At 42.0% G+C, this 13,941-nt stretch carries 13 protein-coding genes; 8 read left to right on the top strand and 5 right to left on the bottom strand.

Going from position 1 to position 13,941, the window contains the following annotated elements:
• Positions 1-3: 3 nt before the first annotated feature.
• From KEM09_RS00450 to KEM09_RS00430, 5 genes are all read right to left on the bottom strand, one after another.
• Positions 4-1,218, bottom strand: coding sequence for an exonuclease SbcCD subunit D C-terminal domain-containing protein (locus KEM09_RS00450; protein ID WP_212223710.1), 1,215 nt, complete (start codon positions 1,216-1,218; stop codon positions 4-6).
• 3 nt (positions 1,219-1,221) lie between these two features.
• Positions 1,222-1,665 (bottom strand): C-GCAxxG-C-C family protein, encoded by a 444-nt coding sequence (locus KEM09_RS00445; protein WP_212223709.1) that lies wholly within the window; start codon positions 1,663-1,665, stop codon positions 1,222-1,224.
• 104 nt (positions 1,666-1,769) lie between these two features.
• Positions 1,770-3,794 carry a helix-hairpin-helix domain-containing protein gene (locus KEM09_RS00440; protein WP_212223708.1) on the bottom strand — a complete coding sequence of 675 codons (2,025 nt, stop codon included), beginning with the start codon at positions 3,792-3,794 and terminating at the stop codon, positions 1,770-1,772.
• Between the two features lie 2 nt (positions 3,795-3,796).
• Positions 3,797-4,624, bottom strand: a complete 828-nt coding sequence (locus KEM09_RS00435) for a PorV/PorQ family protein (protein ID WP_212223707.1) — start codon at positions 4,622-4,624, stop codon at positions 3,797-3,799.
• Positions 4,625-4,695: 71 nt separating this feature from the next.
• Positions 4,696-5,322 carry an HAD family hydrolase gene (locus KEM09_RS00430; RefSeq protein WP_212223698.1) on the bottom strand — a complete coding sequence of 209 codons (627 nt, stop codon included), beginning with the start codon at positions 5,320-5,322 and terminating at the stop codon, positions 4,696-4,698.
• Between the two features lie 195 nt (positions 5,323-5,517).
• Here KEM09_RS00430 and lysS point away from each other — a divergent pair, with 195 nt between their 5' ends.
• The 8 genes from lysS to KEM09_RS21990 all read left to right on the top strand — a co-directional run bounded on the left by lysS (position 5,518) and on the right by KEM09_RS21990 (position 13,923).
• On the top strand, positions 5,518-7,239 hold the full coding sequence (lysS, locus tag KEM09_RS00425; protein WP_212223692.1) for a lysine--tRNA ligase: 1,722 nt from the start codon (positions 5,518-5,520) through the stop codon (positions 7,237-7,239).
• Positions 7,240-7,323: 84 nt separating this feature from the next.
• Positions 7,324-8,319 carry an NAD(P)H-dependent glycerol-3-phosphate dehydrogenase gene (locus KEM09_RS00420; RefSeq protein ID WP_212223690.1) on the top strand — a complete coding sequence of 332 codons (996 nt, stop codon included), beginning with the start codon at positions 7,324-7,326 and terminating at the stop codon, positions 8,317-8,319.
• Positions 8,320-8,390: 71 nt separating this feature from the next.
• Positions 8,391-8,768 (top strand): GxxExxY protein, encoded by a 378-nt coding sequence (locus tag KEM09_RS00415; RefSeq protein WP_212223689.1) that lies wholly within the window; start codon positions 8,391-8,393, stop codon positions 8,766-8,768.
• A 161-nt stretch (positions 8,769-8,929) separates the two neighbouring features.
• Positions 8,930-10,579 carry a glucose-6-phosphate isomerase gene (pgi, locus tag KEM09_RS00410; RefSeq protein WP_212223687.1) on the top strand — a complete coding sequence of 550 codons (1,650 nt, stop codon included), beginning with the start codon at positions 8,930-8,932 and terminating at the stop codon, positions 10,577-10,579.
• Positions 10,580-10,862: 283 nt separating this feature from the next.
• Positions 10,863-11,708, top strand: coding sequence for a C-GCAxxG-C-C family (seleno)protein (locus tag KEM09_RS00405; RefSeq protein ID WP_212223683.1), 846 nt, complete (start codon positions 10,863-10,865; stop codon positions 11,706-11,708).
• Positions 11,709-11,719: 11 nt separating this feature from the next.
• On the top strand, positions 11,720-12,871 hold the full coding sequence (locus KEM09_RS00400; protein WP_212223681.1) for a cysteine desulfurase family protein: 1,152 nt from the start codon (positions 11,720-11,722) through the stop codon (positions 12,869-12,871).
• 83 nt (positions 12,872-12,954) lie between these two features.
• Positions 12,955-13,533, top strand: coding sequence for a DUF2179 domain-containing protein (locus KEM09_RS00395; RefSeq protein WP_212223679.1), 579 nt, complete (start codon positions 12,955-12,957; stop codon positions 13,531-13,533).
• Between the two features lie 177 nt (positions 13,534-13,710).
• A complete protein-coding gene (locus KEM09_RS21990) occupies positions 13,711-13,923 on the top strand; it encodes a GDCCVxC domain-containing (seleno)protein (RefSeq protein WP_425305774.1) in 213 nt (70 codons plus the stop codon).
• Positions 13,924-13,941 lie beyond the last annotated feature (18 nt).

Below are 13,941 nucleotides of genomic sequence, written 5' to 3'. Positions count from 1 at the left end.
GCACTATTCTTTTTCCGTCTGATGATAAAACTGATCCAACAATTCGGCGAATGTTTGGTTAAGGGTATCAACGTTGCTCACTTGTTTATTGTCCAAAAGGCTGCTGAATACATCTTGTACACTTAAATCACTCAAGGCAATCGTCACAACACTATCATCCATTTCATTCCCGCCTGCAAACTTCAGCAAGGGTTTTATCAACATTAAATTGTTGTCTGTCTGATTTGTTTCCTCAATCAGTTTCTCAAAATTCTGGCGAATGGTCGTATCCATTTGCTCTTCCTCAACCACCACTTCAGCCCAATCGGCCAGTTGTGATTCTCCCCGGTAATTTTTTAATGCTGTCTTCACCTCCTCAAAAGTGCCGCTTACACGAATAAGCTTTCTGAAACTGGGGACTCTTAGCTCTGTAATTTCAATTGCTTGATCCTTGTGTACATCCAGTAACACCAGTTGCTTATTATCCTTTCGTTCTGAAAAGCTCAAAGGCAGTGGCGAACCTGAATAGCGTATTTTTCCATCAACCGATAACTTTTGGGGCCGATGAATGTGTCCCAAGGCCACATAATCAAATACATTGGGGAATGATGTTGCCTGCAGGCCAGCCAGGTTACCTATATGAATATCGCGCTCACTGTCCGATAAACCAGCTCCCTGCACATACAAGTGTCCCATGGCAATTATCGGGCATTTATATGCTTTCGCCTCCATCGCTACTTGCTCATAATGTTTGACAATGCCTTGATTGGTAGCTTTCACACTGTCTTCATAGGACTCCCCCGCATTCACCTGCCGGATATCTTTATCGCGTAAAAATGGCACGGCCGCTACTACACATTCGGTTTGTCCGTTGACGCTCAGCTCAATAACTTCATCCGTAATTGATGATTTGGCACCGCCTATTACCTGTATGTTTAAGGCCGAAAGAATTTCAGAAGGTGCTTCAAGCGTACTGATATAATCATGATTACCGCCTGTAATGATCACCTGGCTGCAGTGCGTATGAATGAGAGACGTCAAAAAGTTATAATACAACTTAAGCGCACTATTGGATGGAAAGCCCACATCGAAAACATCACCAGCCACCAATAAAACATCTATTTGTAATTCATTAATCTTTTGCTTCAACCAATCGAAGAAAAGTTGATGTTCTTCTTCCCGATCATTACCATGCAACTTTTGCCCAATGTGCCAATCTGAGGTATGGAGTATTCGCATGCATTAGTGTTTAAAAAGTTCATCCAATATCTGTAGCGAAGACTCAATGCACTTGGAGCAAACCTTGTCTTTCAGCCTATGGTCATTGAAGTATTGCCTGCCTGCATCGGTTCGTATATCGCAACCTAAAAGGTGGACGCACTGGTCAGTCTGGTGCCGTTGGCAGAACTGCTTGCGAAACGCCTGTACCATCTCAGGGGTTTTCTCTTTTCGCTCATCATAATCGGCAATGGCCTTTGAATTGTGCAATCCAATCACCATATAAGCCCCTGTAACGGCACCACAGACTTTTTGCATTTTGCCCATTCCACCTCCAAAACCAAGCGCTAAAGCCAAGGCTTGTTCCTCGTCAAACTTTAACTCATCTGCATAAGCCTTAAGAACCGATTGTGCGCAGTTATTGCCATTGTAAAAGGCTTCAATGGCTTTTTCCTTTTTCTTTTCCATGGTACAGGTGATTTGTTCACTGTAAAAATAGCAAATGATTCGAAATAGGAATAGCTTAATACTGGCTTTCATGATGGCATTTTATCCGATATTCATCACCTATACTAAAAACGATATTGAAGCTGCAGTTTCCATTCTGTGAACTGATGGCCTTTGATTAACTGATTACCAGAACCTATCTCGTCAAGGTTAGTGTAACTTGTGTGAGCAAGGCGGCCCCAAAGACGAAGATTTGGCAGTGGCGAATAACTCAGATTACATATTACGCGAGAACCAGCATTGAGATAGGCCGGTATGGTAAAGGCATACAACACATCGGGTTCGTAACTGTAGATGCGACTGTCATAATCATCGATGTCGAACAGCACATAACGCAACGACATACTGTAACGTTGACTGGCCTTAAAGCGAATATCCTGAAAGGCCATCCAACCGTTCGACTCCTGCTCACTTTCATCGTAGAAAGCATATTCTATCTGGGTTTGAAAGCGCCACTTCTCACCGGAATTTAAGGCATAAAACAGGCGAATATTATCCTTTTGATAGGTGTTAATCTCATAATTGGCGGTACTTTGATAGCCATTAATCTCCTTTTGGCTTGACTTATAGCGCAGATAAGCCGAATGGACGTCATTAATACGATAATCAGCCTGTAAAAACCATTCGAATCCATCGGAAGGGCGGTACACATTGTATCGTAACCAATCATATGAAAACACATCAGCAAAGGCCTTTAGTTCCAGTTTTGCCAGTGGCTTAAAACTCATGGATGCAAATAAACCAGACTCGCCAGCAGGTGTTGATGATTCGGAGAAAGGATTGGATAAAATAGCCGTATATCCTCTGCTGTATTTCCGATAAGCAACAGAAACCACTACATCGTTTCCCGCATTGTAGGTCATCCCCTGGTAAATGCCATAATCGACCTGGTTCTGCAGCGCCACTTCACCAAAAATCATCAGCCTGTTCAGAAAAATGGAATGAGACAGCCATACACTCTCCTGGTGACTTCCGGTAAATCGGTATTTGTCCTTCAGGTGTTCTTTGGGAGCAATCGCTTGATCGATGGACCAGTTAGCATAACCTGTCTCCAGCTGAAATAAATGATGGTGATACCCTATACGCCCGCCATACACCAGTTCATTAACAGCATACCTGTTCGACAGCTCGGTTAAAGTGCGATGATAACCGGTTTCTTGTAAAGAAGATAAATACTGATTCTCCACCGAGTCTTCCAAAGTCGAAGCATCGCGTTTTTTATAGGACACGAATGGAGACACCTCCCATCTGCCAAATTTAAGCTGCAAGGCAGTGCCTCTTAAAAAAGAGCTTTCGTTGACAGATGTGTAAGAGTTAATGCCTTTGGGACGACGGCGTAACTGTGCCGTTTCAGGTGATTTAGAAAAGGCCATATCGGTCCACACAGCCAGCCCCTGTCCAAAAGACAAGCGATAGTCGCCAACTATCCATGTATCAATAAACTTCAAAGGCTGATTAAGTCGCAAAAAACCTGATGTAAAGTCGGCTGCCGGGAAATACTCCGGGAAAGCTTGTTCGCCCTGGTCTTTCTCAAGTGTGAATCCAGCTTCCACTCTATCGCCAAACCCAATACGTCCACGCGTCATCCATTTTTCTTTTTCACCAAGGTAAGCCGCCGCTACAGAGCCATTTTTAGGCTTGTAGCCAAGCGGTGTTTGAAAAGTACTTTGGACACGTGCCATGATTTGCCCCATTACTCTTTTGGACGGAGCCCTACCGACTTCCTCAACCACCACAAAAGGCAGCATATTTGAAATAGTGAGACTATCCATCCGCTCAACAGCCTGTAGTTCATATATGCTATAAAGCGGTCCATTGGTATAACGGTAGTACAGGAAATTTTCTATTTGATAGTCAGTCAGGAAAAACAATTGCTCCAAATCACTTTTAGTGGCGGTATTGAGGTTGATGGGCTGCTGATTCAGGGCGATTAAGTCGTTCACCAGCTCTTCATAGTCGGCTTGTAGCAATTGTTTATCAGCTAACGATTCAAGCATGTCGCCAATGAGCTTTTGTATGTCTCCGGCTTGTTGTGAAATAGCACCTAAAGGCATGAGGCAGACTGTGAATAAAAAGATCAAGCGCTTCATAACTAAGGGTGTTTTCGGTTAAATGAATAGCTCAGTCCCACTCCTGAAGTCATTCCCAACTGCTGATGATGCGCAAAACCAGCATCAATGAAAAATCCAGCAAAGCGAACACCCCCGCCAAAGGTCATTTCAACAGGGTTGCTTTTTATTCCTCCACGCGCAAATAACCGTTCATTAAAACTAAACTGAATACCTGTTTTATAAATAAGGTTGCGCTCCAGTTGCTTTTCTGCTTCTACAATCAACGTAAAATGCGAAGTGGGGTGCCAGCGGCAACCCGCATTGAATAAAACGGGTATTGCATAGCTGGTGGATTGGTAACTGAGTTCACTCTGTTCCGGATTCTGTATAAAAACTCCAACAGCCCACTGTTCCGAGATCAGGAAGTTAAGCCCAAGACTCGTATAAAATGAATTGGCAGGATCAGCTCCTTCAATTTGATGAGTCAGGTAATTAAACTGCAGACCGGCCGAAACTCTTTCACCAAACAAACGACTGTAGCTAAAGGCGTAGCGACTATAATTACTCTTAGAATAGCCACTCTGAAAAATGACACCTCCAAATGTGCCAAACCTGTTAGGCGCGACTAGTGTTGCGGCCCGCGAACTCAACTCATCCATATTGAAACGCATCTGATAGGCGGCTCCTACTGCGTAATGTTCAAATGAAGCCAGGTTAGCCACATTATTAAGTCCTGACATGGAGGAATTGTCAAACACTTTTGTAAAACCCATAGCAGTGCTGACGGGTCCTGAATAGTCAATGGTTTGGGCAAATGTAAGCGCGCCAGTGAGCACTGTTGCACAAAAAGTTAAGGTTAGTCGATTCATGATAACACAATATATTATCAATAAATTTATTAACCTATATTTTAAAAGTCAAGATACTACCTTACATTGAACTACAATTCGTTAAATATTTCTAAAACACCCCTTTCCGGTGTCACCAACTCAGTTTGAAATCCCAGGCTGGCAGCAGCCTCAAGGTTGGCGAGCGAATCATCTAAGAATAGTGTCCTGCGAGGATCAATACTGGTTTTTTTTATAACATACTTAAACGAGCGAACGTCGGGCTTACTCAGTTGCATCCGATAGGAATAGAAAACATCAGTAAACAAATTTTCAAGATTACCATAATCGTTTGCCATGCCGATAAATGTTTCGCGATGTATGGCATTGGTATTGCTCAATAAGTAAACAGGTTTTTCATTGCGAAGCTTATTCAGCAGGGTTACCCGTTCATCAGGCAAGCTCACCAGCATAGCGTTCCAGGCAGCTATTATCTGACTGGGTTCTACCCCATTTGGCAGTTCGCGTTGAATGGCTGCAATGAACTCACCATCCGTTATCGCCCCAAGCTCATATTGTTTAAATAATCCTTCGTGATGACTTTGATTAATGTGTTCTTGCATGCTATTGAAACCCAAGGCGGCAAAGGCATCAATAGCAGCCTGTGGACTAATATCAACAATAACACCTCCTAAATCAAACAAATAGGCATCAACAGCCGAAAAGTCAATCGTTTTCATTTCATGCAATTTTTATAACAAATGTACTCCAAGCTGTTAAATAAACTAATTGTGTGTCAACTTATAAATGACAAAATACCAAATTCGATGAAAACCATTATCTTTGCAAAACTTTTTCACTTTTTACAAGCGAAATAATAACGGTTGACAGGCAAATCTGTCATTTTAGTAATGTTCTAAAAATAGATTAATAGAATGAGTACGTTGGAACTGAGCGAACAGGAAATTATCAGACGAAAAAGTTTAGAAGAGCTAAACAAGCTGGGTATTAACGCGTATCCGGCAGCAGAATTTAAAACCACTCATCTGTCAACTGAGATAAAACAGGAATTTGATCCTGAAAAAGATAACCTGAAAGAGGTGGTGATTGCCGGCCGTATCATGAGCCGACGCATCATGGGTAAAGCTTCTTTCGCTGAATTAAAAGATGCCGAAGGGCGTATTCAGATTTACCTGAACCGCGACGACATGTGTCCGGGTGAGGATAAAACATTATATAATACCGTATTCAAGAAACTATTGGATATTGGTGACATCATTGGCGTAAAAGGATTTATCTTCCAGACACAAATGGGCGAAACAACCCTTCACGTGCAGGAACTGACTATCCTGAGTAAGTCACTAAAGCCACTGCCAATTGTTAAAGAAAAAGATGGCAAGGTGTATGATGCGTTCAGCGATCCTGAGTTGCGTTACCGCCAGCGCTACGTTGACTTAATCGTTAACGAGGGCGTTAAAGATGTATTCATCAAACGCACCAAGCTGATGAACAGCATGCGTCAGTTCTTCAACGACCGTGGCTATTTAGAGGTTGAAACCCCCATCTTACAGTCAATTCCGGGTGGAGCTGCGGCTCGTCCGTTTATCACGCACCACAATGCATTGGATATTCCGTTGTATTTACGTATTGCCAACGAGCTTTACTTAAAGCGTTTAATTGTTGGCGGTTTTGATGGTGTATATGAGTTTGCCAAGGATTTCCGCAACGAAGGTATGGACCGTACGCACAACCCTGAGTTTACGGTGATGGAAATTTATGTAGCCTACAAAGATTACAAGTGGATGATGGACTTCACCGAAGAGATGGTGGAAAAAATCGCTCTTGACCTGCATGGTAAAACCGAATTGCAGGTGGGTGACAAAACCATTGAATTCAAACGTCCGTTCAAGCGCATCTCTATCCTTGACGCCATCAAAGAACACACAGGCATTGATGTGTCGGGCATGAACGAAGAAGAGTTGCGCAAAGTATGTGGTGAGCTGGAAATTGAAATTGATGAGTCAATGGGTAAAGGCAAGCTGATTGATGAAATTTTTGGTGAGAAGTGTGAGCACAACTATATACAACCAACGTTTATTACCGATTATCCGGTGGAGATGTCACCACTGGCTAAGCGTCACCGCGACAACCCAGAGTTGACAGAGCGTTTTGAGTTAATGGTGAATGGTAAAGAAATCTGTAATGCCTACTCAGAGCTTAACCACCCAATTGACCAGAAAGAGCGTTTTGAAGAGCAGATGCGTTTATCGGAAAAAGGTGATGACGAAGCCATGTTTATTGACCACGACTTTGTGCGCGCATTGGAATACGGTATGCCTCCAACATCGGGTATGGGTATTGGTATCGACCGCTTAACCATGCTCATGACCAACTCTGATTCTATTCAGGATGTGTTGTTCTTCCCGCAGATGCGTCCGGAAAAACGCGTTTTGCCTGATAGCGATGAAAAATTTGCAGAGCTGGGCATTCCTGCTGAATGGATCGAGGTGATTCGCAAAGTAGGTTTCAGCAAGGTGGATGTCCTGAAAGAAGCGAAGCCAACGAAAGTTTTCCAGGATATTTGTGGCTATAACAAGAAAAATAAACTGGGCTTAAATAATCCATCGCAAGACGATGTAAAAGCCTGGTTATCTTAATAAGAACTAATCAACTAAGACAAAAAAGGTAATTGTTCCTTTTTTGTCTTATTTTTAACATTCTAATTCAAAACAACTGTATTTATGGATGAATCATCAAAGGTAGGTATTATAGGTAGTGGAAGCTGGGCAACTGCTATTGCTAAAATGCTATTGAATAATGTTCCATCCATCAACTGGTATTTTCGGGATCAAGTACATATCGATGACTTCAGACGCTTCAGGCACAACCCGAACTATCTGACCAGTGTTGAATTTAACCCGGACCGCATCAACTTTTCGGATGATATCAACGAGGTTGTTCAGCAATCTGATATCATCATACTGGCTATCCCGTCAGCATTTATCAAGTCGGCGCTTAAGAAGTTAACAGCTCCTCTCAAAGACAAATTTGTGGTCTCGGCCATTAAAGGACTGGTACCGGATGAGAACCTTATCATCGGTCAGTATTTTAACCAGGTGTACGGTGTGCCAACCGAATCAATTGGTGTTATCAGTGGCCCTTGCCATGCCGAGGAAGTAGCATTGGAACGCCTCTCCTACCTGACCATTGCTTGTCAGGACATCAAAAAAGGTCGTGCCTTTTCAGGTTTTCTGAAAACACCATACATCATGACAACTATTTCGGATGATATTTATGGTACCGAGTACTCGGCTGTTTTGAAAAACATTATGGCTGTTGCATCAGGTATTTGTCATGGATTGGGTTATGGTGATAACTTTCAGGCAGTCCTCATTTCTAACGCTATCCAGGAGATGAAACGTTTTGTAGATACCGTTCATCCTATCACGCGTGACATCAAGAGCTCAGCCTATTTGGGCGACTTGCTGGTAACGGCCTATTCGCAGTTTAGCCGCAACCGCATGTTCGGTACCATGATTGGAAAAGGCTATTCGGTAAAATATGCCCAAATGGAGATGCTGATGATTGCCGAAGGATACTATGCTGTTAAGAGCATCCATGAAATAAATGATAAGTACAAAGTAAACATGCCCATTACCGAAGCTGTTTACAATATCATCTACGATCGCATATCGCCAGCTATGGAGATACGGCTGTTAACAGAGCATCTAAGATAAAATTGCCCGCAGATTTCACAGATAAACGTAGAATCGTTTGACGGAAAATACGTGAAAACAAACTCAGTACCATGACTGAAAATGATATATCTTATCAAATACGAGAAGCTATATTTAATGTATACAATACACTGGGCCCTGGCCTATTTGAATCGGTATATTCAGCTGCGTTAATTTACGAATTACAAGAAGCCGGATTAAATGTCAGCAAGGAAGTTGCGGTACCTGTGCATTATAAAGGCAGCAAGTTAGATGTAGGTTTTCGCCTTGATTTATTGGTAGAAGATAAGGTTGTTGTTGAAATTAAATCTGTTGAAAACCTGGCGGAAGTGCATCATAAGCAGGTATTGACTTACCTCAAAATCACAGGCCTAAAACTTGGTATATTGGTCAATTTTAATGTTGATGAAATAAAAAATGGCATACACCTAAAAGTAAATGGCTTGTAAGATAGCTTTGCACTAATAGTGATGAAAATCGTAAACAATAAGTAATCAAGATAAAACCCCGCTTGGAAGCAGACTCTTCAAAGAACAATAAACAAATCGGCCAGAATCTGCGTCATCTGCGGGGAGCAAGAAATCAATACAAACAAACAAATACTACTAACATGTTACCAGGTATTAATCCAACTACTACCAAGGCGTGGAAAGAGCTTGAGGCGTATTATGCCCAGTTTAAAGACACGCAGATGAAAGACCTGTTCGCTAAAGATGGTGAGCGTTTCAACAAGTATTCATTGCGTTTTGAAGATATTCTTCTGGATTATTCAAAGAACCGTATTGACGAAAAAGTGATGTCATTACTATTTCAATTGGCCGATGAGTGTGGGTTGAAAAGTGCTATTGACAGCGTTTTTGCAGGTGATAAAATTAACGTGACGGAAGACCGTGCGGTTTTGCACACAGCCCTGCGTAATCGCAGCAATACACCAGTTATGGTGGATGGCAAAGACGTAATGCCGGCTGTTAATGCAGTTTTGGATCAGATGAAAACGTTCTCCGAAAAAGTTATATCGGGCGAATGGAAAGGTTATTCAGGTAAGGTCATCACCGACATTGTAAACATCGGCATTGGTGGTTCAGACCTAGGCCCCTTAATGGTAACCGAAGCGCTGAAACCATACAAAAAGAACGTCAATCTGCATTTTGTATCCAATGTAGATGGCACTCACATTGCTGAAGCCTTAAAAGTGGTGAATCCAGAAACAACACTATTCATCATTGCTTCAAAAACGTTCACTACCCAGGAAACGATGACCAATGCCAACTCTGCTAAATCGTGGTTCCTTGAAGCAGCCAAAGATGAAACAGCGGTAGCCAAGCACTTTGTGGCCTTATCAACCAATGCCGAAGCAGTTTCAGCTTTTGGTATTGATACGGCTAATATGTTTGAGTTCTGGAATTGGGTAGGTGGACGCTATTCTTTATGGTCAGCTATTGGACTAAGCATTGCCTGTGGCATTGGCTTTGACAACTTCCGTGAACTACTGGAAGGAGCTCATGCGATGGATAAGCATTTCAAAACCGAATCGTTCGAAAGCAACCTGCCGGTTATCCTGGCCATGATTGGTATCTGGTACAATAACTTCTACGGTGCCGAAACAGAGGCTATCCTGCCATACGACCAGTATATGCACCGTTTCTCCGCTTATTTCCAGCAAGGTAATATGGAAAGTAATGGTAAGTACGTTGATCGCAATGGTGAGCAGGTAAACTACCAGACAGGACCTATCCTGTGGGGCGAACCAGGCACCAATGGCCAGCATGCCTTCTATCAGCTGATTCACCAGGGAACAAAACTGATTCCTTGTGATTTTATGGCGACTGCTAAAAGCCACAATCCACTAAGTGATCATCATCCGAAATTACTGGCTAATTTCTTTGCACAGACAGAAGCCATGATGGTTGGTAAAACTGAGGAACAGGTGACTGAAGAGCTGAAAGCAGCCGGCAAATCAGCTGAAGAGATCAAGGCCTTACTACCTTACAAAGTATTCCTGGGTAATATCCCAACCAACTCTATCCTGATGAAAGAGTTGAACCCACGTACGCTTGGTGCTTTAATCGCTATGTACGAACACAAAATATTTGTACAGGGCATCATCTGGAACATTTACAGCTTTGACCAGTGGGGCGTTGAATTAGGTAAGCAACTGGCTAACGCTATTTTACCTGAGTTGCAAAGTGATGATGAAGTGACTTCACACGATGCATCAACCAATGGCCTGGTGAATGCCTACAAGGAAATGAAAAAGTAAGAGATGAGAACACAAATGTGAGTAGTGAGTCTATTTGCAGCTTATAAAAATAACAAAGGCTTTGGAGCATATCCAAGGCCTTTGTTTTTTTCAAAGTCCTCATCACCCACAATAACTTTCACGATAAGCTCTTTGCCAATTACAATTAGGCAAGTTTTAAATTAAGTCCGTAACTTCCACATAATTATATGTGCACCAAACGACCGATTCTTTCGAAAGCCCAATCCGGATCGTTGAATGTATTTGAGACATAATCATCTAACACCCAAAACAACTCTAAACGATGAACACCATCAAAACCAAATTGAACCCCCGAAAAACATTCTGGAAGGACGGAGCCTGCTCTCACGCCATGTTCCACCTGTTGAATCATGAATTTGACAATGTAAAACCTTTGGAAGAAAAAGCCTCAGATCTATTAGCAGGTGGCATTGCACAAAAAGGACATCAATGCGGAATGCTTTGGGGTGCTTCTTTAGCGATAGGTACAGAGTCGTTTCGCAAATACAAAGACAGAAACATGGCTATTGCAACTGCCATCAATGCGTCAAAACTATTGGTTAACTCATTTCAGAAGCGAGCCAAGACGGTTAATTGCAAGGATATCTCGAGAGTCAATTGGGAGAATAAGTTTGAGCTGGCACTTTATATGCTAAAAACCGTCGCAAGAGGTTTTGTTTTCAGCCCCTGCTTTAATCTGATAGCCAAGTGGACCCCAGAGGCTACAAATGCAGCCAATAAAGGACTTAATGAACAACCGGACTTCAGTATCCCCGTTCTTAGCTGCTCAACTGAACTGATCAAAAAAATGGGTGGTAGCGAAGAGGAATCAATTATGGTTGCAGGATTTGCCGGCGGCATAGGCTTAAGCGGCCATGCATGCGGAGCATTGAGTGCCGCCATATGGTATAAAATGCTTCAGCTAAGTAAAAGCGAACAGGGTAAATCTCAGGCCATGTTCAATAATCCGGATGCCAGGAAGATTTTAAGAACATTTTACATGCAAACAGATTCGGAAGTGTTATGTAAAAACATCTGCCAGGGTCAGTTTAAATCGGTCGACGAGCACTCCGACTACATTAAAACAGGCGGCTGCAGCCATATCATTAACGCCTTGGAAAAAATATAAAAGCCAACTTTATGCTAAACTTATTGAGACGAAAGGTTTATCTCGACAATAATGCCACAACCCGTGTGAGCTACTCTGTCAGAAAAACCATGAACCGTGTTCTTAAACGCCATTGGGGCAATCCTTCATCTGGCTACCGAAGTGGAAAAGTTGCCAGCCAGATTATTGAACAAGCACGCGAGCAAGTTGGCAGGGCCATTAATGCCCATACACACGAAATCTATTTTACAGGATGTGCAACTGAATCCAACAACGCCGTTCTTCAAACTTTAAGCAACCATTTCTACCCGGAAAAGAGGAAAATCATCTCATCACCTATCGAGCATCCATCAATAGCGAATACGCTCGAATTTTTGAAAACAAAAGGCATTATTGTGGAATATTGCTCAGTCGATAAATTCGGTTTTGTTTCGGCTGAAGAAATAGAAAAACTAATTGATAATGACACCTTTTTGATTTGCTGCATGCTGGCAAATAACGAAATCGGAAGTATACAAAACATAGCAGAAATATCAGCACTTGCCCAAAGAAACAATATCCTTACCCTATCGGATTGTGTACAGGCATTTGGCAAAATACCCATCGATGTAAAAGCATTAGGAGTTGATTATGCCACCTTTTCAGCCCATAAACTATATGGTCCCAAGGGTGTTGGTGCATTATACGCCAGAATCAGCAGTCCGCTTGCGCCTTTTATTCACGGAGGGCATCAGGAAGAAGGGATGCGTGCAGGAACAGAATCGGTTCATAATATCGCAGGATTTGGGAAAGCCTGTAACAATGTTCCAAAGCTTCTCTCCCACACTCATCGTACAAAGCAACTCAAGGAGCTATTGGTGGACCAATTACGTTCAGCTGTGCCTGGTATCATTATCAATTCGCCATCTGAAAACTGCCTGCCAAATACAATTAGTGCTACTATCCCCAATGTGAGTAGCAAAGAGCTGATGATGCTATTGGATTATTATGGAATTTCAGTGTCATCAGGCTCAGCATGCAGCACTCATCAAAACAAACCTTCGCGGGTTTTAAAATCAATCGGACTATCTGATAAAGCTGCAAAAGAAACCCTCAGGATAAGTTTAGGAATTCATACACGAAAAAATGACATAACTTATACCCTTAAAATTATAAAAAAGTACTTAGCTTCGGGCGCACAATAGCATCAAGGTTTTTTATTTTTATCACAATAACGGACAGCATATTTTTTGTTCAGGTAATTTATTAATCCATATAATACTTCATCATGTCGGCCTTAGACAGTTTTACCATCACCTATATTGCCATCCCTCTTTTAATATTTCTGTCAAGAGTAGCTGATGTGACCATTGGCACATTACGCATTGTATTTATTTCAAAAGGGCTGAAATTGCTGGCTCCCATACTGGGGTTTTTCGAAATCCTGATCTGGCTGCTGGCCATGTCCAAAGTGTTTCAAAACCTGGATAACTGGCTGTATTTCATTGCCTATGCAGGTGGCTTTGCCATGGGTAATTATGTGGGTTTAAAAATAGAGGAACGTTTGGCTCTGGGCTATGTCAACATCCGCATTACCACACAAAAGCCCGGCACAGAATTAATCCAAAGTTTGTCTGAAGCCGGTTATGGCGTAACATATATGAATGCCCACGGAAGTAAAGGCCATGTAAATATCATTTATTGTGTGCTTAAACGGAAAGACATTACGGAAGTCACTGAAATTATTAAGAGGTTTAACCCCAAGGCCTTCTACACAATAGAAGACATTCGCTTAGCCAACTCGGGTGTTTTCAGAACACGCGCTTTAGGTCAAAAGAATCCATTCCCTTTGCGAAAGAGTAAATAATCAATCAGGAACATTCCTCTTTATTTCTATGAAAGAAACAATTGCTGGAACAATAGCTTTATAATTTTATTTCGCTTTGGTCCTATCCACCTCTTCTAAAGCCCAATGTCTGTCATTTTGCACATAATAAGAGAATGATGGTAGTTCGGGATGCTTGACGAAAACTAAAACTTAGAAATGATGAAACTAATTTTTCTAAAATCGAAAATAAGCTGTCCTGAGTGTGGTTTCCAAAAAGAAGAAACAATGCCTGAAGATTCTTGCCAATTCTTTTACCAATGTGAAAATTGTAAAATGGTGATCAAAGCGAAAAAAGGTGATTGTTGCGTTTTTTGTTCTTATGGTACTGTGAAGTGCCCACCAGTTCAACAAAGGGGATGTAGTTGCTAAAAAAACAACCTCACAAAA

The organism is Carboxylicivirga mesophila, assembly GCF_018271975.1.
In the GTDB taxonomy this organism is placed as follows: domain Bacteria; phylum Bacteroidota; class Bacteroidia; order Bacteroidales; family Marinilabiliaceae; genus Carboxylicivirga; species Carboxylicivirga mesophila.
Note: the sequence above shows the minus strand (reverse complement) of the source record. Positions and strands in the feature narration are given on the sequence as shown.